Annotated in this window: 21 protein-coding genes; 13 read left to right on the plus strand and 8 right to left on the minus strand. The window is 71.4% G+C overall.

What is annotated here, in order from left to right:
- Positions 1 to 341: 341 nt before the first annotated feature.
- Complete coding sequence (locus tag ACRWK7_RS26090; protein ID WP_431859255.1) at positions 342 to 515, minus strand: hypothetical protein; 174 nt, start codon at positions 513 to 515, stop codon at positions 342 to 344.
- Between the two features lie 147 nt (positions 516 to 662).
- On the minus strand, positions 663 to 2,726 hold the full coding sequence (locus ACRWK7_RS26095; RefSeq protein WP_431859257.1) for an ATP-binding protein: 2,064 nt from the start codon (positions 2,724 to 2,726) through the stop codon (positions 663 to 665).
- A gap of 167 nt (positions 2,727 to 2,893) precedes the next feature.
- Here ACRWK7_RS26095 and ACRWK7_RS26100 point away from each other — a divergent pair, with 167 nt between their 5' ends.
- From ACRWK7_RS26100 to ACRWK7_RS26150, 11 genes are all read left to right on the plus strand, one after another.
- Positions 2,894 to 4,177, plus strand: coding sequence for a 3-deoxy-D-manno-octulosonic acid transferase (locus ACRWK7_RS26100; protein ID WP_431859258.1), 1,284 nt, complete (start codon positions 2,894 to 2,896; stop codon positions 4,175 to 4,177).
- Complete coding sequence (gene lpxK, locus ACRWK7_RS26105; RefSeq protein WP_431859260.1) at positions 4,174 to 5,163, plus strand: tetraacyldisaccharide 4'-kinase; 990 nt, start codon at positions 4,174 to 4,176, stop codon at positions 5,161 to 5,163. Before ACRWK7_RS26100 ends, lpxK begins: the two co-directional genes overlap by 4 nt.
- Complete coding sequence (locus ACRWK7_RS26110; RefSeq protein WP_431859262.1) at positions 5,147 to 6,043, plus strand: lauroyl acyltransferase; 897 nt, start codon at positions 5,147 to 5,149, stop codon at positions 6,041 to 6,043. The genes lpxK and ACRWK7_RS26110 overlap by 17 nt, the downstream gene beginning before the upstream one ends.
- Positions 6,044 to 6,157: 114 nt before the next feature.
- The gene (locus ACRWK7_RS26115; protein ID WP_431859264.1) at positions 6,158 to 6,811 is read left to right on the plus strand and encodes a LysE family translocator; all 654 of its coding nucleotides are present in this window, start codon (positions 6,158 to 6,160) and stop codon (positions 6,809 to 6,811) included.
- A gap of 122 nt (positions 6,812 to 6,933) precedes the next feature.
- Positions 6,934 to 7,326 (plus strand): NADH:ubiquinone oxidoreductase subunit NDUFA12, encoded by a 393-nt coding sequence (locus ACRWK7_RS26120; RefSeq protein WP_431859266.1) that lies wholly within the window; start codon positions 6,934 to 6,936, stop codon positions 7,324 to 7,326.
- Between the two features lie 25 nt (positions 7,327 to 7,351).
- Positions 7,352 to 7,843 (plus strand): outer membrane lipid asymmetry maintenance protein MlaD, encoded by a 492-nt coding sequence (mlaD, locus tag ACRWK7_RS26125; RefSeq protein ID WP_431859268.1) that lies wholly within the window; start codon positions 7,352 to 7,354, stop codon positions 7,841 to 7,843.
- 86 nt (positions 7,844 to 7,929) lie between these two features.
- Positions 7,930 to 8,100: a hypothetical protein gene (locus ACRWK7_RS26130; RefSeq protein WP_431859270.1), complete on the plus strand. Its 171-nt coding sequence runs from the start codon at positions 7,930 to 7,932 to the stop codon at positions 8,098 to 8,100.
- The gene (locus ACRWK7_RS26135) at positions 8,097 to 8,363 is read left to right on the plus strand and encodes a type II toxin-antitoxin system RelE/ParE family toxin (protein WP_431859360.1); all 267 of its coding nucleotides are present in this window, start codon (positions 8,097 to 8,099) and stop codon (positions 8,361 to 8,363) included. The genes ACRWK7_RS26130 and ACRWK7_RS26135 overlap by 4 nt, the downstream gene beginning before the upstream one ends.
- Before the next feature lie 20 nt (positions 8,364 to 8,383).
- Entirely contained in the window at positions 8,384 to 9,142 is a 759-nt protein-coding gene (locus ACRWK7_RS26140; RefSeq protein ID WP_431859272.1) for a class I SAM-dependent methyltransferase, read from the plus strand.
- Between the two features lie 78 nt (positions 9,143 to 9,220).
- Complete coding sequence (locus tag ACRWK7_RS26145; protein WP_431859274.1) at positions 9,221 to 9,451, plus strand: hypothetical protein; 231 nt, start codon at positions 9,221 to 9,223, stop codon at positions 9,449 to 9,451.
- A gap of 118 nt (positions 9,452 to 9,569) precedes the next feature.
- The gene (locus ACRWK7_RS26150; RefSeq protein WP_431859276.1) at positions 9,570 to 9,959 is read left to right on the plus strand and encodes a DUF2155 domain-containing protein; all 390 of its coding nucleotides are present in this window, start codon (positions 9,570 to 9,572) and stop codon (positions 9,957 to 9,959) included.
- Here ACRWK7_RS26150 and aat read toward each other — a convergent pair.
- Entirely contained in the window at positions 9,939 to 10,580 is a 642-nt protein-coding gene (gene aat / locus ACRWK7_RS26155) for a leucyl/phenylalanyl-tRNA--protein transferase (protein WP_431859278.1), read from the minus strand. The genes ACRWK7_RS26150 and aat overlap by 21 nt on opposite strands.
- Positions 10,581 to 10,715: 135 nt before the next feature.
- On the opposite strand from aat, the gene ACRWK7_RS26160 reads away from it, so the two are divergent.
- Entirely contained in the window at positions 10,716 to 11,360 is a 645-nt protein-coding gene (locus ACRWK7_RS26160; protein WP_431859280.1) for a ribonuclease T2 family protein, read from the plus strand.
- 225 nt (positions 11,361 to 11,585) lie between these two features.
- Here the strand turns inward: ACRWK7_RS26160 and accC are convergent, their stop codons facing one another.
- The 5 genes from accC to ACRWK7_RS26185 all read right to left on the minus strand — a co-directional run bounded on the left by accC (position 11,586) and on the right by ACRWK7_RS26185 (position 16,226).
- Positions 11,586 to 12,929: an acetyl-CoA carboxylase biotin carboxylase subunit gene (accC, locus tag ACRWK7_RS26165; RefSeq protein ID WP_431859362.1), complete on the minus strand. Its 1,344-nt coding sequence runs from the start codon at positions 12,927 to 12,929 to the stop codon at positions 11,586 to 11,588.
- A gap of 22 nt (positions 12,930 to 12,951) precedes the next feature.
- The gene (gene accB, locus ACRWK7_RS26170) at positions 12,952 to 13,398 is read right to left on the minus strand and encodes an acetyl-CoA carboxylase biotin carboxyl carrier protein (RefSeq protein ID WP_431859282.1); all 447 of its coding nucleotides are present in this window, start codon (positions 13,396 to 13,398) and stop codon (positions 12,952 to 12,954) included.
- Positions 13,399 to 13,421: 23 nt separating this feature from the next.
- The gene (aroQ, locus tag ACRWK7_RS26175; RefSeq protein WP_431859283.1) at positions 13,422 to 13,871 is read right to left on the minus strand and encodes a type II 3-dehydroquinate dehydratase; all 450 of its coding nucleotides are present in this window, start codon (positions 13,869 to 13,871) and stop codon (positions 13,422 to 13,424) included.
- A gap of 96 nt (positions 13,872 to 13,967) precedes the next feature.
- On the minus strand, positions 13,968 to 15,005 hold the full coding sequence (locus ACRWK7_RS26180; protein WP_431859285.1) for a hypothetical protein: 1,038 nt from the start codon (positions 15,003 to 15,005) through the stop codon (positions 13,968 to 13,970).
- Between the two features lie 54 nt (positions 15,006 to 15,059).
- On the minus strand, positions 15,060 to 16,226 hold the full coding sequence (locus ACRWK7_RS26185) for a L,D-transpeptidase family protein (protein ID WP_431859287.1): 1,167 nt from the start codon (positions 16,224 to 16,226) through the stop codon (positions 15,060 to 15,062).
- A gap of 347 nt (positions 16,227 to 16,573) precedes the next feature.
- On the opposite strand from ACRWK7_RS26185, the gene ACRWK7_RS26190 reads away from it, so the two are divergent.
- Entirely contained in the window at positions 16,574 to 17,161 is a 588-nt protein-coding gene (locus ACRWK7_RS26190; RefSeq protein ID WP_431859289.1) for a DUF882 domain-containing protein, read from the plus strand.
- The last annotated feature ends 25 nt before the right edge of the window (positions 17,162 to 17,186 follow it).

The raw sequence follows: 17,186 nt of genomic DNA on the forward strand, positions 1-17,186 counted from the left end.
TCCAGGAGAGTTGGCAAGGGGTTGATTTCCCAAGGTTCTCTGGATCCCCGCTTTCGCGGGGATGACGAAAAATGGAAGAAACGCGCACGGGGCCGTCCCATCCCCGAGGTGGAGACTCGGAACCACAGAACTCTGCCGTTTCAGAAGCTTAAACACGTTCCCCGGACAGCCGTGCGCCTGCGCGGGAATGACGGGATGGGGACGTGGTTGAACGCCGAGTACGCGCTGGAAGCCCTTGACTCAGCGCTATGCGCCTGCGCGGGGATGGCGGTGCGAGAGGTGTACGAGCACCAGAGCGCGTTATCATGCCTTGAGGACGGCAGGAGAGGTGCCCCTCCCCCTCACAGACACTCGTGCGCCCGGTCGAGCAGGCCGCGCGCTTCGTCGAGCAAAGCGCGTTGGCAGGCGATGCTGTTGCAGCCGTGCTCATCGTGCTGATGAACCCGGATTTCCGATAAAACGCGCTCGGCCCGGTCCAAGGAGGCGATAACGGCAACGGCGGTCTCGGTGTCCATCGTGAACCTCCAAATGAATACTTCGTCTTCTTTGTATTTTTCTCGCGCTCTCCGGCGCACGCCTCCCTATGCCAAATCCTCAGCGGCGGAGGAATTGGCTAGATGGTCGCAGACTTGCGGGTTTTCCCTAGAATTTAACGATTTTTGCTAGGACGCGGAGACGCCGATGGAACGCTCCACCGGGAGATCCACGGTGACCCGCGTGCCCTCGCCCAGCGCGCTGGCCAGCGTCAGCGTGCCGCCGTGCAGCTCGGTGAACTGGCGGGCCAGCGGCAGCCCCAGGCCGGTGCCGTCGGTGTTGCGGTGCAGGACGCTCTCCACCCGGCCGAAGGGGGAGAAGACGGTGGCCAGATCCTCCGGGGCGATGCCGATGCCCGTATCGGCGACCGTCAGCGTGACGCCGCCGTCGGCGCGCCGCCCGGCGATCAGCGACACCGTGCCGTCCTCCGGCGTGAACTTGACGGCGTTGGACAGCAGGTTCAGCAGCACCTGCCGCAGCCGGCGGTAGTCGCCGCGCACCGACGGCAGATCGTCGGCCATGCTCAGCTCCAGGCGGACGCCACTGCCCCGGGCGCGCTGACGGACGAGTTCGAGGCTCTCCTCGACCAGGTCACGCACCTCCACCTCGCCTTCCTGCAGGTCGATGGTGCCGGCCTCGACCTTGGCCATGTCGAGCACCTCGTCGATCAGCTCCAGCAACAGCGAGCCGGCGCGGTGGATGTGATCGAGGTAGCCGGTGCAGCGCACCGAGCAGTGCGTGCCGAGCAACCCGCTGCGCATGCCCTCGGAAAACCCGATGACGCTGTTGAGCGGCGTGCGCAGCTCGTGGCTCATGTGCGCCAGGAAGCGCGACTTGGCGGCGTTCGCGTCCTCCGCCTGCTCCTTGGCGCGGCGCAGCTGCTCGCCGGTCTCGGCCAGCGCGCGGGTGCGCTCGAGCACCTTGGCCTCCAGCGTCTGGTTGAGCGCGCGCAGGTCCTCCTCCGCCCGCTTGCGCGCGGTGACGTCGCGCACGGCGGTCAGCACCGCGGGCGCGCCGTCGTGGACGGTCAGCGTGCTGGACACGTCGACGGTCAGCCGCTGCCCGCGCAGCGTGCGGTAGACCTGCTCCATGATCGGGTTGCCGCCGAACCGGTGCGCGACGGCGATGCGGCGCAGCACGACGTCGTGGAAGGTGGGGTCGATCACGGTGAGCACGGGCAGGCCGTTCAGCGCCTCCGGGCTCTCCGCCTCCAGCAGCAGAGCGGCCTCGGCGTTGGCGTAGAGGATGACGCCGTCGCGGTGGATCAGGATGGCGACGGGCACCGTCTCGACCAGACGGCGGAAGCGCTGCTCGCTCTCCGTGGCGGCGCGGGCGCTGCGGAACTGGTGGTCGGCGTACCACGCCGCGCCGAACAGCGCCGCCGCCGCCAGCGCCAGGAACGCCACACCCAGCGTGCGGAAGGGCCCGGATTCCTGCCACGCCGCCGCCGCCCAGCCGTTGATCGGCACGGCGGCGATCTCCCACCGCCCGCCCGGAAAGAACACGTCGAGACGGACCGGCTCGCGGCCGAACAGCTCCGGCCGGCCGAAGAACACCTGCCCGGCGCTGCCGCCCTCGGTGTTGCGGATCGCCACCTCGATGTAGTTGGGAATGCGGCCCAGCCCGGCCTTGAAGAACAGCTCCGCGGCGTCGATCGCCACGCTGACCAGGCCGGCGAAGCTCTCGCCGCTGCGGCCGTCGGCGATGAAGACCGGGGTGCGGCTGACGATGCCCAGGCCGCCCTGCACCAGCCGCACCGGTCCGGCGACGATGCCCTTGTGCTGGATGATGGCGTTGCGCACGCCCTCCCACTGGTCGGGGATGGAGCGGTAGTCGGTGCCGATGACGCGCTTGTCGGGGTAGGCGAACTCGATGACGGTGAGCGACGAGGCGGCGATGTTGAGGATCTCGCTGCGGTCGGGGGTGAGGATCTGCCGGGCGACGCGGTCGAAGGTCTCCGCATCCAGCTTGGTCTGGGCGCGCAGCAGCGCCTCGAAGCTGCGGGCGGTGAGCAGCGAGTCGTTGAGCTGGCCCTCGAGCCGCGAGCGGACGATGCCCAGGTCGTGCGACACCTCGTGCCGCGCCGCCTCCTCGCGGCGCTCGTGCTCGTTCCGTTCGGCGACGAGGAATCCGGCGCAGGCCGCCGCCGTCAGAACGGCCGCGATCACGTACGTCGCAATCCTCCGGATCATCGAGCCTCCTCTGGGCGGGCAATACGTGCACACGGTAGCATTTCCCCGCGGCCGACCGGTTGTGTTTTCCGCCGTTCGATTCCCGGCCGCGCCCGTGCTAAGGTGCCGCCGCCGCGCGCGACCCCGCCGCGGCCGTGGTGGTGGTTTTCGTCGTCGTTCATACCCGCATGCTTCATTCCCTCTACCGCGGCCTGACCTACATCGGCGGGCCGGCGGTGCGCCTCTACCTCGACCGCCGGCGCGCGGCCGGCAAGGAAGACCCGCTGCGCGGCGGCGAGCGGCTGGGCCATGCCGTGCGCCCGCGCCCGGCCGGGCCGCTGGTGTGGGTGCACGCCGCCAGCGTCGGCGAGGCGAACTCGGTGCTGGTGCTGATCGACCGCATCCTGGCCCTCGCCCCCGACGCCACCGTGCTGCTGACCACCGGCACCGTCACCTCGGCGGCGCTGATGGCCCGCCGCCTGCCGGCGCGTGCCATACACCAATACGTGCCGGTGGACCTTCCGGATGCGGTCGGCCGCTTCCTCGACCACTGGCGGCCCGACCTGGTGCTGTGGATCGAGTCCGAGATCTGGCCGAACCTGCTGGCCGGCGTGCGCCGGCGCGGCATTCCGGCGGCACTGGTCAACGCGCGGATGTCGGCACGCTCCTTCGCCCGCTGGCGCTACGCGCCGGGGCTGGTGCGCGGCCTGCTGGCGACCTTCCGCGTCGTGCTGGCGCAGACCGAGGGCGACGCCGAGCGGCTGCGCGCCCTGGGCGCCGCCGGCGTCGCCTGCGTCGGCAACCTGAAATTCTCCGCCGAGCCGCCGCCGGCCGACCCGGCGCACCTCGCCGCGCTGCGCGAGGCGTGCGAGGAGCGGCCGGCCTGGCTGTTCGCCAGCTCCCATCCGGGCGAGGACGCCGTCGCCGCCGAGGTGCACGCGGAGCTCGCCGCCCGCCTGCCCGCCCTGCTGACCATCGTGGCGCCGCGCCACCCGCACCGCGGCCCGGACATCGCCGCGCTCATGCAGGCGCGCGGCCTGAGCGCCGCCCGCCGCGCCGAGGGCGCGCTGCCGCAGGCCGGGCACGCCGTGTACGTCGCCGACACGATGGGCGAGTTGGGCCTGCTGTACCGGCTGGCGCCGGTGGTGTGCATGGGCGGCTCGTTCATCCCGCACGGCGGGCAGAACCCGGTGGAGCCGGCGCAGCTCGGCTGCGCGGTGGTGTACGGCCCGCACATGTGGAACTTCGCCGAGATCACCCACCAGCTGGAGGCCGCGGGCGGCGCCGTCGCCGTCGCCGACCAGGAGGCGCTGCGCGCCACCGTGGCCCGCCTGCTGACCGACGGCGAGGCCCGCGCCGCCGTGGTCGCCGGGGCGCGCCGGGTGACCGAGCACAACCGGCGCGTCGTCGACCGGGCGCTGGACGCGCTGGCGCCGCTGCTCGCCCAGGCCGGCGTGAAGGCCGCGGCATGAGGACGCCCGCCTTCTGGTACCGGCCCGCCGGCGCGCTGGCGGGCCTGCTCGCCCCCGTCGGATCCCTGTACGGGCTCGGCGGCGCGCTGCGGACGTGGTCTGCGACGCCGCAGCCTGCGGGCGTGCCGGTGCTGTGCGTCGGCAACCTGGTGGCGGGCGGCGCCGGGAAGACGCCGGTCGCGGTCTCGATCCTGCAGGCGCTCACGGCGCGCGGCGTCGCGGCGCACGCGCTGACCCGCGGGCACGGCGGGGCGGAGCGCGGGCCGCTCGCCGTCGACCCGGCACGGCACGGCGCCGCCGACGTCGGTGACGAGGCGCTGCTGCTGGCCGGACACGCCCCCACCTGGGTGGCGCGCGACCGCGCCGCCGGGGCGCGGGCGGCGGTCGCGGCCGGGGCGCAGGCCATCGTGATGGACGACGGCTTCCAGAACCCCGCCCTCGCCAAGGACCTGTCGCTGCTGGTGGTGGACGGCGCCACCGGGTTCGGCAACGGCCGCCTCGTTCCCGCCGGGCCGCTGCGCGAACCGGTGGCGCGCGGCCTCGCCCGCGCCGACGCCGTGGTGGTCATGGGCGAGGACCGCGCCGGAGTCGCGGCCCGGGTGGCGCCGCTGCCCGTGCTGCGCGCCCGCATCGCGGCGGAGGACAGCGGTCTCGCCGGGCGCCGCGTGCTGGCCTTCGCCGGCATCGGGCGACCGGAGAAATTCTTCGATACCCTGCGGGCGCTGGGCGCCGAGGTGGCCGAGGCGCACCCCTTCGCCGACCACCACCCCTACCGCGAGGACGAGGTGCGCCGCCTGCTCACCCGTGCCGAGGCGCTGGCGGCGGAGCCCGTCACCACCGCCAAGGACGCCGTCCGCCTGCCGGCGACGCTGCGCGAGCGCGTGCGGGTGCTGCCGGTGCGGGCGGCATGGGACGACCCGACGGCGCTCGACGCCCTGCTCGACCGCCTGCTCGCCAAGGGAGGACACCGTGGCGAAGCCGCGTAGCCCGTTCGCCAAGTGGCTGACCCGCCACGTCGCCCATCCGCTGGAAGCGGCGCTGGTGCGCCTCGCCGTGGCGATGTTCCGCGCGCGGACGCCGGAGCGCGCCTCCGACCTCGGCGGCCGCATCGGCCGGACGCTCGGCCCGCGGCTGCCCAGCCACCGCACCGCCCGGCGCAACCTGGAGCGCGCCTTCCCCGAGAAGTCCGCCGCCGAGATCGACGCGATCCTGACCGGCATGTGGGACAACCTCGGCCGCACCATCGGCGAGTACGCGCATCTCGACGCGCTGGCCGAGCGCAGCACCGAGGTGGTGGGCGGCGAGATCATCGAGGCGATGCGCGACGACGGCCGCGCCGGCATCCTGGTGTCCGGCCACCTCGCCAACTGGGAAGTGCCGCCGCTGGCCTCGCGCAAGCTGGGTCTGGAACTGGCGCTGGTCTACCGGGCGCCGAACAACCCGGACGTGGCTGACCTGCTGGTCGGGCTGCGCGGCGCCGGCAGCTCGACGCAGATCCCCAAGGGGCCGGCCGGCGCACGCGCGCTGGTCCGCGTCCTGTCGGAGGGCGGGCACGTCGCCATACTGATCGACCAAAAGCTGAACGACGGCATCCCCGTCCGCTTCTTCGGCCGCGACGCGATGACCGCCCCGGCCGCGGCGACGTTCGCGCTGCGCCTGGGCATTCCCATCGCGCCGGCCCGCACCGAGCGGCTGGACGGCGCCCGCTTCCGCATCACCGTCTTCCCGCCGATGGACCCGCCGAACACCGGCGACCGCGCCGCCGACGTTCGGGTTCTGACCGAGCGGCTGACCGCGCTGCTGGAGACCTGGATCCGCGAGCGGCCGGAGCAGTGGCTGTGGACGCACCGCAGATGGCCGGATTGAGGCGGCCGGATTGAGATAGCCGGACTGAAGAGCGGCCCTGCGCGCAACGCGGGTGTGCCCATCCGTTGGGCACACTATAGTCGCTGCGACACCGCCCTTCCCGAGGAACCGGCCATGCCGCTCGACCCGCACCTGCTGCAGCTCTATCTGGTCGCCGCCACCGTGCTGGTGCTGGCGCCTGGGCCCGACTCGCTGCTGGTTCTGGCCCGCGGGCTGACCGAGGGGCGGCGCGCCGGGCTGGTGGCGACCGCCGGCATCACCGCCGGCAACGTGCTGCAGGCCGTGCTGGCGGCGGCCGGCGTGTCGGCGCTGATCGCCGCCTCGCCGACGCTGTTCGACCTGCTGCGCTACGCCGGCGCCGCCTATCTGGCGTGGATCGGCGGCAAGGCGCTGTGGAGCGTGATCGCCGCCCGCCGCCAGGGCGCCGCGCCCGTCGAGGCGCCGCCGCCCGCGTCCGCGCGGCGGGTGTTCGCCAACGCGGTGCTGACCAACCTGCTGAATCCGAAGATCATCCTGTTCTATCTCGCCTTCGTGCCGCAGTTCGTGGCGCCGGAGCGCGGCATGGTGGGGGTGCAGATCTTCCTGCTCGGCCTCATCCTGTGCGGCATGGGCTTCCTTTATCTCGCCGGGGTGGCGGTGCTGAGCGCCGGGGCGGCCCGCCGGGTGCTGACCAGCCGGGCCCTGCGCACCGCGCTGGACGGCGTGGCGGGCGTGCTGTTCCTGGGTTTCGCGCTGCGCCTGCTGCTGACCGAGCGCCGCTTCGCCTGAGCGCTTAAAAACCGGAGCATGGCAGTGGACGGGCGTCCTCCGGGGTGTCATAGTGCGCGCCGTTCGCCGGGGCCCTCCCTTTGGGCCTACGCCCCCTCTGCAAAACGACACCGACCGCGACGATGAGCGAAAAAGTCTCCCTCATTACCTGGATGGCCAACATCCAGATCCGCTTCCTGACGTGGCGCCAGGGCGAGGTGGTCGGCACCGACCGCTTCGGCAACACGTATTACCGCGCCAAGAACAGCCGGGCCGGCATGCGCGAGCGCCGCTGGGTGCTGTACAACGGCGAGCCCGAGGCGTCCAAGGTGCCGCCGGAGTGGCACGCGTGGCTGCACCACTCGGCCAAGGAGCCGCTGCCCGAGGGCCAGAGCCCCTACCACAAGGCTTGGCAGCAGGAGTGGAAGCCGAACCCGTCGGGCTCGGCGCAGGCCTACCGTCCGCCCGGCCACGTGCTGCAGGGCGGCAAGCGCGCGGGCGCCACCGGCGACTACGAGCCGTGGACCCCGAACTGAGCCGCCGGCCGAGCTAGGAACCATCATGCGCCGGAACGTTATCGAGACCGTGCTGGGCGGAGTCGTCCTCGTGGTCGCCGCCTTCTTCCTGGTCTTCGCCTACCGCAGCGCGGACCTGCGCAAGGTCCAGGGCTACGCCGTGTCCGCCAACTTCTCCAGCATCAACGGGCTGGCGGCGGGCGCGGACGTGCGCATCAGCGGCGTGAAGGTCGGTTCGGTCGAAACTCTGTCGCTCGACCCCAAGTCGTTCCAGGCCGTCGTCCACATGCAGATCGACAACGGCATCAAGCTGCCCAAGGACACCGCCGCCGTGGTGGCGTCCGAGAGCCTGCTGGGCGGCAAGTACATGTCGCTGGAACCCGGCGGCGACGAGCAGACGATCGCCGCCGGCGGCCGCATCGAGTACACGCAGAGCGTGCCGGGCCTGGAGCAGCTGCTGGGGCAGGTCATCTTCAGCCTGCAGAACACCAACAAGGGCGGCGACGCGCCGAAGGATCCCGGCGCGGCCAAGATGTGAGGATAGGGCGGGCTTGGTCCCGCCTTATCCGCATGAACCACTCGCGTCCCCTTGCCGAAGGCATCGTTCACGCGTAGATTCGCGCCATGGGTGAACCGGCCAGCATTTTCGACATCGAGAATCATGACCTTGAAGAGCAAGCGCTCCTTGAGGCGGAGACCGAGTTGGCGGCCGGCAAGGGAATTTCGCACGAGAAGGTCCGCGTCTGGCTCAAGAAGCTGGCTGCCGGTCAGTACGAGCCTCCCCCTTGCGGGTGATTTGGGCGCCCGCCGCCCTGCGCGACATCAACCTCATTTACACCTACGTCATGGCGTTCAATCCCGGCGCAGCCATGCATTTGGCTGAACGTCTGCTTTCCACGGGTGAGAGCCTTGGCGAACTCCCCGAACGCGGGCGACCGATCGGCAGAGGCCGACGGGAGTTGCTGATCGTGTGGCCATACATTATTCGTTACCGCATCGATGGCGATGAGGTCAGAATCATGCGTGTTCGGCACGGCCGGCGTATGCCCCTGACCTGACTCCAGTTTCAGAGGGTAACGTGTCCGTCACGGTTCAGCGCTGGGAATCCGATCACTACATGCAGCACGCCGGCTTCGTGCCGAAGCTGGGCTTGGGCGTGGTGGAGTGGTTGGCACCGAAACCGGGCGAGCGCGTCCTCGACATCGGCTGCGGCGAGGGCAGCCTGACCGAGACGCTGGCGGCCGCCGGCTGCACCGTCGTCGGCATCGACTCCAGCGCCGAGCAGGTCGAGGCGGCGCGGCGCCGCGGGCTGGACGCACGGGTCGTCGATGCGCAGGCCCTGCCCTTCCGCCAGGAGTTCGACGCGGTGTTCTCCAACGCCGCGCTGCACTGGATGAAGCACCCGGACGCGGTGATCGCCGGGGTGTGCCGCGCGCTGAAGCCGGGCGGGCGCTTCGTCGGCGAGTGCGGCGGAGCCGGCAACGTCGGCGCCATCCACGCCGCGCTGGGCCGCGCGCTGCAGCGCCGCGGCGTCGACGCGCGCCGTGTCGATCCCTGGTACTTCCCGACCCCGGAGGACTACCGCGCCCGCCTGGAATCGGCCGGCCTGCAGGTCCGCCGCATCGAGCGCTTCCCCCGCCCCACCCCGCTGCCGACCGACATGGCGGGCTGGCTCGCCACCTTCGCGCAGAGCTTCACCCAGGCGCTGCCGCCGGCCGAGCGGCCGAGCTTCCTCGGCGAGGTGCTGGCGGAGCTGGAGCCCGAGCTGCGCGACGAGGAGGGCCGGTGGACCGCCGACTACGTCCGCCTGCGCTTCGCCGCCGACAAGCCGGTCTGACGCACAGCGGAACCTCCACCGTTCCAGGCCGTTTCCCCGCCGATGCGCAAGAGCGCACCACAATGGGGAGTCAAAGCGATGCTGATCCGTACTCTGCCGATCCTGGCGCTCGGTCTGGCGCTGACGGCGTGCGGCGCTAACATGGAGGAGAAGGCGGCGACCGGCGGCCTGGGCGGCGCGGCGGCCGGCGCGGTGGTCGGCGGCCCGGTGGGCGCGGTGGTCGGCGCCGGCGTGGGCGCCGCGGGCGGCGCCGGTGTCGAGAAGGTGGAAGAGCGCCAGGAGCAGCGCCGCACCGGCAGCGCCAAGTAACACGATCCAGGGCGACGCAACGCAGGCCAGCCTCGGACGGGGCAACGTCCGTCTGGACGCGCGTCGGGCTTCCGCTATAAAGGCGCGAACGGGTTTCCGACAGCGAACGGACGTGACGATGTCTTCCGGTCTGCGCGCGGCCTGCGCGGTTGCGCTTCTCGCCCTTGCCGGCACAGCCGTGGCCGCGCCGGTGCCATCGCAGATGGTGGACCGGCCGGCCGCCCGCGTGCAGACCCTCGACAAGGTCACCGCGCGCACCTCGACCTTCGAGATCGCCGTCGGCGAGACGAAATCCTTCGGCAACCTGCGGATCACCCTGCGCGCCTGCAAGGAGAACCCGCCGATCGAGGTGCCGGAGTCGGCCGCCTTCTTCGAGGTGGTCGAGGCCAAGCCCGACGCCCAGGCGGAAGCCGTGTTCACCGGCTGGATGTTCGCCTCCAGCCCGGCGCTGTCGGCCATGGAGCACCCGATCTACGATCTCTGGGTGCTATCCTGCCTGCCCAAGTAGCGCCTCCACCGCCCGCTCCTGGTCGATTCCCTCGAACACGCCGTGCCCTCCCAACGCGCGCGCCAGACGTCGGCGGTACTCGGCGCGCGGTATCTCGAGCGCGCCGAAGCGGCTCAGGTGCTCGGTCACGAACTGGGTGTCGAGCAGCGTGAAGCCGCCGGCCCGCAGCCGCGCCACCAGATGCACCAGCGCCACCTTGCTGGCGTCCGTCTCGCGACTGAACATGCTCTCGCCGAAGAACGCGGTGCCCAGCGACACCCCGTACAGCCCGCCGACCAGCCGCCCGTCCCGCCACGTCTCGACGCAGTGGGCGAAGCCCCGGTCGTGCAGGTCGCCGTAGAGCCGGACGATGTCGGCGTTGATCCAGGTCTTCGGCCGTTCGGCGGTCGGCTCGGCGCACGCCTCGATCACGGCGCGGAAGTCGTGGTCGAAGCGCAGCTCGAACGTGCCGGCGCGCACCGTGCGCTTCAGGCGCTTGGGCACGTGGAACGCATCCAGCGGCAGGATGCCGCGCTGTTCCGGGTCGAACCAGTAGAGGTCCGGCGATTCGGCGCTCTCCGCCATCGGAAAGATGCCCGACGCGTAGGCGCGCAGCAGAAGCTCGGCGTTCAGGTCGATCATGCGCGCAGTATACCGGGTCCGCGCGCCGGCGTCGAAACACCGTCGGACCGCCGCGCGCCGCGACGTGACACGGCACGGGCTTTGACGCACAATGGTATTCAAACCCTGCGTGCTTTTTCCACCGCGGAGACGACGATGCGGATAGCAGATTCCGCCCTCTTCCTGTTTTTGGTTGCAGCCGTCCTGACGCCCGGCGCGGCGTCGGCACAGCGCAAGGCCGAGCCGGGCGCCTTCGACTACTACGTGCTCAGCCTGTCCTGGTCGCCGGCCTACTGCGCGCGGGAATCGCGGGCCGCCGACACCGAGCAGTGCACGGCCGGCAAGCGCTTCGGCTGGGTGGTGCACGGGCTGTGGCCGCAGTTCTCCGACGGCGGCTACCCGCGCTCCTGCGCCCCGGGCCGCACCGTGCCGAAGGCGGTGGTGGACGACATGATCGGCACCATGCCGGACGTCGGCCTGATCCTGCACGAGTGGAGGACGCACGGCACCTGCTCCGGCCTGCCGGCAACGGACTATTTCGCCAAGGTGCGGGCCGCGACGGCCAAGGTGAAGGTGCCGGCCGCGCTGTCGGCGCCGAAGGACGGCCTGTCGATGCCCGCCGACCAGGTCGAGGCGCAGTTCGTCGAGGCCAACCCGGGACTGAAGCCAGACATGATCGCGCTGGTCTGCCAGCGCCGTCAGGTCAGCGAGGTGCGCGTCTGCCTCGACAAGGACCTCACCCCGCGCGCCTGCGGCAAGGGCGTGGCGGACCGGTGCGGACGGACGGCAGTGTTGAAGTAACCCTCTCCCGCCCCGGGAGAGGGTGGCCGCGCAGCGGCCGGGTGACGGGCATTACGAGGATCCTTGGACTTGCCCTCACCCTCCCGCGCTGCGCGCGGGCCCCTCCCTCTCCCGGGGCGGGAGAGGGACACTGCGAAGCGTCCACAAACGGAAACGCCGGCCTTTCCCCGGGAAAGGCCGGCGTTTCCGTACAATGCTGCCTTCGCTCACACCCGCAGCGGAACCCTACTTCTTCATCCCCATCAGCTGTTCCAGCCAGTGGATGTCGTAGGCGCCGTTGATGAAGTCCGGCTCGGCGATGATGCGCTCGTGCAGCGGCAGGGTCGTGTCGATACCGCCGATCACGTACTCCTCGATGGCGCGGCGCAGGCGCATCAGGCACTCGTTGCGGGTCGTGCCGTGCACCACCAGCTTGGAGATCAGGCTGTCGTAGTGCGGCGGCACGCGGTAGCCGTCGTACAGCGCCGAATCGACGCGCACGCCCAGGCCGCCCGGCGCGTGGTAGCCGTCGATCTTGCCCGGCGACGGGACGAAGGTCTCCGGGTTCTCGGCGTTCACGCGGCACTCGATGGCGTGGCCCTGGAAGCGGATGTCCGCCTGGGTGTAGCCGAGCGGTGCGCCCGCCGCGACGCGGATCTGCTCGCGCACCAGATCGACGCCGGTGATCATCTCGCTGATCGTGTGCTCGACCTGCAGGCGGGTGTTCATCTCGATGAAGTAGAACTGCCCGTCCTCGAACAGGAACTCCATCGTGCCGACGCCGCGGTAGCCGAAGCCGCGCGTGGTGCGCGCCGCCAACTCGCCGATGAAGTCGCGCTGGGCGACGTTCAGCGCCGGGCTGGGCGCCTCCTCGATCACCTTCTGGTGGCGCCGCTGCACCGAGCAGTCGCGCTCGCCGAAGTGCACGACGTTGCCGTGCAGGTCGGCCAGCAGCTGGATCTCGATGTGGCGCGGACGGCCGAGGTACTTCTCGATGTAGACCTCGTCGTTGCCGAAGGCGGCGCGCGCCTCGCCGCGGGCGAGCTGGTACGCCTCGCGCAGCTGCTCGGGGTTGCGGGCGACCTTCATGCCCTTGCCGCCGCCGCCGGCCGCCGCCTTGATCAACACCGGGTAGCCGATGTCGCGGGCGACCTTCTCGGCCTCCTCCGCGGTCGGCACCGGGCCGTCGGAGCCGGGCACCACCGGCAGGCCGAGGTCGCTCACCGTCTTCTTGGCAGTGACCTTGTCGCCCATGATGCGGATGTGGTCGGCGGTCGGGCCGATGAAGGTGAAGCCGTGCTCCTCCACCATCTCGGCGAACTGCGCGTTCTCCGACAGGAAGCCGATGCCGGGGTGGATGGCGTCCGCACCGGTGATCGTCGCCGCCGACAGGATCGCCGGGATGTTGAGGTAGCTCTCGCGCGCCGCAGCCGGGCCGATGCAGACGCTCTCGTCGGCGAGGCGCACGTGCATGGCGTCGGCGTCGGCGGTGGAGTGCACCGCCACCGTGTGGATGCCCATCTCGCGGCACGCGCGGTGGATGCGAAGCGCAATCTCACCGCGGTTGGCGATCAGGATCTTTTCGAACATCGCCAAGGGATGCGTCCTTCCCTTACTCGATGACCAGGAGGACTTCGCCGAACTCCACCGGCTGGCCGTCGGTGATCGCCACCTCGGTCACGGTGCCGCCGCGCGGCGCCTTGATCGGGTTCATCACCTTCATGGCCTCGATGATGAGGACGGTCTGACCGGCCTTCACGGTGTCGCCGACCTTGGCGAAGGGGGCCGCGCCCGGCTCCGGCGCCAGATAGGCGGTGCCGACCATCGGCGAGGTGAGCGCGCCGGGGTGCGCCGCGCCCTTCACCGGAGTGGCGGCCGGAGCCGCCGCGACCGCCGCCGGGGCGGCCGTGTGCACCACATGCGCCGAGGTGGCGGGGGCGCCGCGCGAGACGCGCAGGCTCTTGTCGCCCTCGGCGAACTCGATCTCGTTCAGCCCGGTCTCGCGCAGCAGGTCCGCAAGCTTGCGGATAAGGTCGCCGTCGATGTCGAAGTTCGCCATAGTCTCTTGAAATCCCGTGCTTTTCAGTCGCGGCCGAGGATGCGCTGCATGGCGTCCAGCGCCAGCAGATAGCCGTGCGGCCCGAAGCCGCAGATCATGCCCTTGGCCACCCCGGTGATGTACGAGTGGTGGCGGACGGGCTCCCGCTTGAAGATGTTGGAGAGGTGCACCTCGACCACCGGCAGCTCCGCCAGGATCAGCGCGTCCATGATGGCGACCGAGGTGTGCGTGTAGGCGCCGGCGTTGATGACGATGCCGTCATGCTCGGTGCGGGCCTGCTGGATCCAGGTGACCAGCTCGCCCTCATGGTTCGACTGCCGGAAGTCCATGGCGAGCCCGAGCTGCTCCGCGCGCTCCTGGCACGCCGCTTCCAGGTCGTCAAGCGTCAGCGAGCCGTAGATGTGCGGTTCGCGCACACCCAGCATGTTCAGGTTCGGCCCGTTCAGCACCAGGACCGAGGCGTCGATCGCCACAGGACTGTCCTTCTCCACGTCCAAGTGGCGCGTTTATAGCACGCTGCGCCGCAAGGGCAATGGCGCTTGGGCGGTCTCCGTACGAACGGGTGGGGATCAGGAAACGGCCCGTGCCGCGGCCCGGATGGCGGCGAGGCGCCGGCTGGCGCCGCGGCCCCAGCCGGCGACGCCCCGGCGAAACCATCGGGTGCCGCGCAGGAAGGCGCGGCGCGGACACAGGTCGGCCTCCCCCATGCGCTCCGGCAGCTCGGCGGCGACGCGTTGCGCCGCGGCCCGGCGCACCCACTGGTGCCCGGCCAGCCACAGGCCGCCGACGCCGGCCGCCAGCGCCAGCAGCCGCACCGGCGCGCCGCCGAGCGCGGCCGGGCGGGCCTCGCCCAGCCAGGCGGCGAACGCCGGCAGGTTGCCGGTGCCAGCCAGGGCGACGGCGCCGCCCAGAACCAGCGCCAGCAGCACGGTCCAGGTGAACGCCCCGCGCCGCACGCCGCGCCGCCAGCGGGCGAGCGCCGCCTGCAGGTAGGGCACCAGTTCGTCCTCCACCTCCTCCGCCACCGCGTCGAGCAGGCCGGCGGTGCGGCGGCCGCACGCGGCGGAGGCCTCCGCCGTCCGGGCTTCGGCCTCGGCGAGGTCGGCCTCCGTGCGGACGGTGAGCCGCGAGCCGGCGGCCAGCGCCCCGGAGCCGGACTGGTCCGCGTCGGCGAACAGCAGCACGAGGTCCGCCTGCGCGATCACCGGCCCGAACGGCGGGGCGGCGTCCCCCGCGACGTCCAGCAGGAGCCGGCCGCGCAGGCGCGGGCTGTCGGACGCGGTGGGGCGGAGACCGCCGGGGAGCGCGGCGGGGATCCGCGGGTCGCCGGCCGGCGCCGCGCCATGGACGTACAGGGCGGCGGCCGGTGCGGAGCCCGAGGGCCGGATGCCGTCCAGGAAGGCCACCCGGGCCGGCGTCTCGGCACCGAGCACGGCGATCAGCGGCCACCAGCGGGCGCGGGTCGCCAGCGACTCGCCGGGCGGCAGCAGGCCCATGCGCCGGAGCAGGCGGTCGGCGTCGCGGTAGGCACCGAGCACCGGCGCCAGCTCCGGCTTCTCCGCCGCCAGATGCGACTCGAGGGCGCGCAGGAACTCCCGTGGTGTCATGCCGGTTCCAAACCGCGTGTCGAAGGAACGGTCATGCAACACGCGACGCGGACGTCAGGCGCCGGTCGGCGCGCGCTCCTCGCCCAGGTCGTAGACGTCGGGGTGCAGGCGGATGGTGCCGTCCGGCGCCACCGTCGCCGTCCAGTAGACGAAGCGCACCGGCAGCGGGCGCACCTTGATCCACTGCGGCTCGCCCTTGGCCAGCAGGTCGTCGATCTTCTGCGGGGTGACGCCGACCTCGGCCAGCAGCAGCTCGGCCAGCCCGCGCGCGTCCTGCAGGCGCACACAGCCGGAGCTGATGGTGCGGAGATCGCGGTCGAACAGCCGCGGCTCGTTGGTGCCGTGCAGGTAGATGTTGTGCGGGTTGGTCAGGTTGAAGCGGAAGCGCCCCAGCGCGTTCCAGTCGCCCGGCTGCTGCACGATGCGCACGCGGCCCGGCGTCACCGTCTTCCAGTCCACCGTCTCCGGCATCACCGGCTCGCCGTCCAGGTAGACGATGGCGTTCTCGATTCCGGTGGTGCCGCGCTCGCGCAGGTTCGGCAGCTTGTCCTTCTTCAGGACCGTCGGCGGCACCGTCCAGGTCGGGTTGACGATGATGTGGGTGATGCGGTCCTCGAGCAGCGGCGTCTCGCGCTCCGGTCGGCCGACGATGGAGCGCATGGTCAACTCCAGCCGGTCGCCGCGGACCAGCGTCGTCTCCTGGCTCGGCAGGTTGACGATCAGCACCGACTCCGGCGCCGTCTCGCGGAAGGCGCGCATCGCCTGGGCGCTCTGCCGCATCAGCCGGGCCGCCTCCTGCGGCGTGCGGTCGAGGGCGATCCGCGTGCCGCCGCCGACCTTCCCGTCCGCCTTCAGCCCCAGCCCGACCTGGAAGGCGCGCACCGCGGCGTCGATCGCGTCGTCGAAGCGGCCGGTGCGGAGGTCGGGCGGCAGATGGCCCAGTTCGATCAGGCGCTGCGCCAGCCGCTCCACCCGTTCGCCCTCGGCGCCCTTCTTCAGCAGCGCCCCGGGGCCGATTCGGGTGGCCGGCAGCACCGGCTGCGCCTCCAGTTCGGCGGCGCGGGCGTCCAGGCGGTCGGCCCATGCGGCCAGCTGGGCGTGGAACGGCGGCGCCTCGGTGGCGGGAAGCGGCGCCTGCGCCCGGGCCGGAGCCGCCGTCAGCAGCATCGGCACCAGCAGCGCCACCACCAGCAGCCTCGAAATCGCGCCCGTCACCATCATGCCGTCACCCTCACCCACGCCGCGCAGCAGCCATTCCTTCCCCAGTCTATACCGCCGCGGTGCACAATGCGATGCGCCGCGCGTCAAATCCGCTGTTCGGACAGTGCGTTCAACCGTCATGACTCCCGGCCTAGGCCTTCCTAGACGAATTGGTCAAAATTTGGTTGATAACAATCACGGCCTCGCCTATACGGATAGGCGGCCTGGATGACCACAATATTTTGGTCTAATCCAGCCCGGCATTCTTAGGCCACGGGTATTGATCCGACTGGGATCCAATAGGGATCCGCCTGGGTCCGCCATCGCGTGGACGTCTTTTCATCGCCTAGGGATTGATGAGGATAGGCATGCACAGAGACGAGGATGATTCCGCCCCGGTCGTGGGGCGCCGCGGATTTCTGAGCTTCGGCGTCGCCGCCCTGACGGCGGCCACGGTTTCTCCGGTTCTCCTGACGCCGACCGCCGCCGAGGCGGCGACTCTGATGGGCGCCTCGGTCCGCCGGCTGGCGCTGCACAACATCAACACCGGCGACCATTTCGACGACGTCTACTGGGCCAACGGCGCCTACCGGCCGGAAGCGCTGCGCAAGCTGGACGTGCTGCTGCGCGACCACCGCGCGCACCAGGTCTGCCGCACCGACCCGCGCCTGTTCGACGTGCTGTGGCAGGTACGCCAGAAGCTGGACAGCAGCGACCCCTTCAAGGTGGTCTGCGGCTATCGCTCGCGCAAGACCAACGCCCTGGCCCGCCGCCGCTCGCGCGGCGTGGCCAAGGAAAGCTACCACACCCGCGGCATGGCGGTGGACGTGGTGCTGCCCGACCGCAACCTGAAGGCCGTCGCCCAGCAGGCGATGGCGCTGGAGGCCGGGGGCGTCGGCTATTACCCGCGCTCCGGCTTCGTGCACATGGACGTCGGCCCAACCCGTCACTGGTAAAGGCCGTCACTGGCAAGGGGCCACA

The sequence above is a fragment of the Azospirillum sp. genome, from assembly GCF_050789165.1.

What these genes read in the sequence shown, in the direction of transcription:
- ACRWK7_RS26160 (WP_431859280.1), top strand. Translation starts at nt 10,716, where the DNA reads ATGCGGATAGCAGATTCCGCCCTCTTCCTGTTTTTGGTTGCAGCCGTC.
- ACRWK7_RS26185 (WP_431859287.1), bottom strand. Translation starts at nt 16,226, where the DNA reads ATGATGGTGACGGGCGCGATTTCGAGGCTGCTGGTGGTGGCGCTGCTG.
- ACRWK7_RS26145 (WP_431859274.1), top strand. Translation starts at nt 9,221, where the DNA reads ATGCTGATCCGTACTCTGCCGATCCTGGCGCTCGGTCTGGCGCTGACG.
- accB (WP_431859282.1), bottom strand. Translation starts at nt 13,398, where the DNA reads ATGGCGAACTTCGACATCGACGGCGACCTTATCCGCAAGCTTGCGGAC.
- ACRWK7_RS26150 (WP_431859276.1), top strand. Translation starts at nt 9,570, where the DNA reads ATGTCTTCCGGTCTGCGCGCGGCCTGCGCGGTTGCGCTTCTCGCCCTT.
- ACRWK7_RS26130 (WP_431859270.1), top strand. Translation starts at nt 7,930, where the DNA reads ATGGGTGAACCGGCCAGCATTTTCGACATCGAGAATCATGACCTTGAA.
- accC (WP_431859362.1), bottom strand. Translation starts at nt 12,929, where the DNA reads ATGTTCGAAAAGATCCTGATCGCCAACCGCGGTGAGATTGCGCTTCGC.
- ACRWK7_RS26115 (WP_431859264.1), top strand. Translation starts at nt 6,158, where the DNA reads ATGCCGCTCGACCCGCACCTGCTGCAGCTCTATCTGGTCGCCGCCACC.
- ACRWK7_RS26095 (WP_431859257.1), bottom strand. Translation starts at nt 2,726, where the DNA reads ATGATCCGGAGGATTGCGACGTACGTGATCGCGGCCGTTCTGACGGCG.
- ACRWK7_RS26100 (WP_431859258.1), top strand. Translation starts at nt 2,894, where the DNA reads ATGCTTCATTCCCTCTACCGCGGCCTGACCTACATCGGCGGGCCGGCG.
- ACRWK7_RS26190 (WP_431859289.1), top strand. Translation starts at nt 16,574, where the DNA reads ATGCACAGAGACGAGGATGATTCCGCCCCGGTCGTGGGGCGCCGCGGA.
- lpxK (WP_431859260.1), top strand. Translation starts at nt 4,174, where the DNA reads ATGAGGACGCCCGCCTTCTGGTACCGGCCCGCCGGCGCGCTGGCGGGC.
- ACRWK7_RS26120 (WP_431859266.1), top strand. Translation starts at nt 6,934, where the DNA reads ATGAGCGAAAAAGTCTCCCTCATTACCTGGATGGCCAACATCCAGATC.
- ACRWK7_RS26180 (WP_431859285.1), bottom strand. Translation starts at nt 15,005, where the DNA reads ATGACACCACGGGAGTTCCTGCGCGCCCTCGAGTCGCATCTGGCGGCG.
- ACRWK7_RS26090 (WP_431859255.1), bottom strand. Translation starts at nt 515, where the DNA reads ATGGACACCGAGACCGCCGTTGCCGTTATCGCCTCCTTGGACCGGGCC.
- aat (WP_431859278.1), bottom strand. Translation starts at nt 10,580, where the DNA reads ATGATCGACCTGAACGCCGAGCTTCTGCTGCGCGCCTACGCGTCGGGC.
- mlaD (WP_431859268.1), top strand. Translation starts at nt 7,352, where the DNA reads ATGCGCCGGAACGTTATCGAGACCGTGCTGGGCGGAGTCGTCCTCGTG.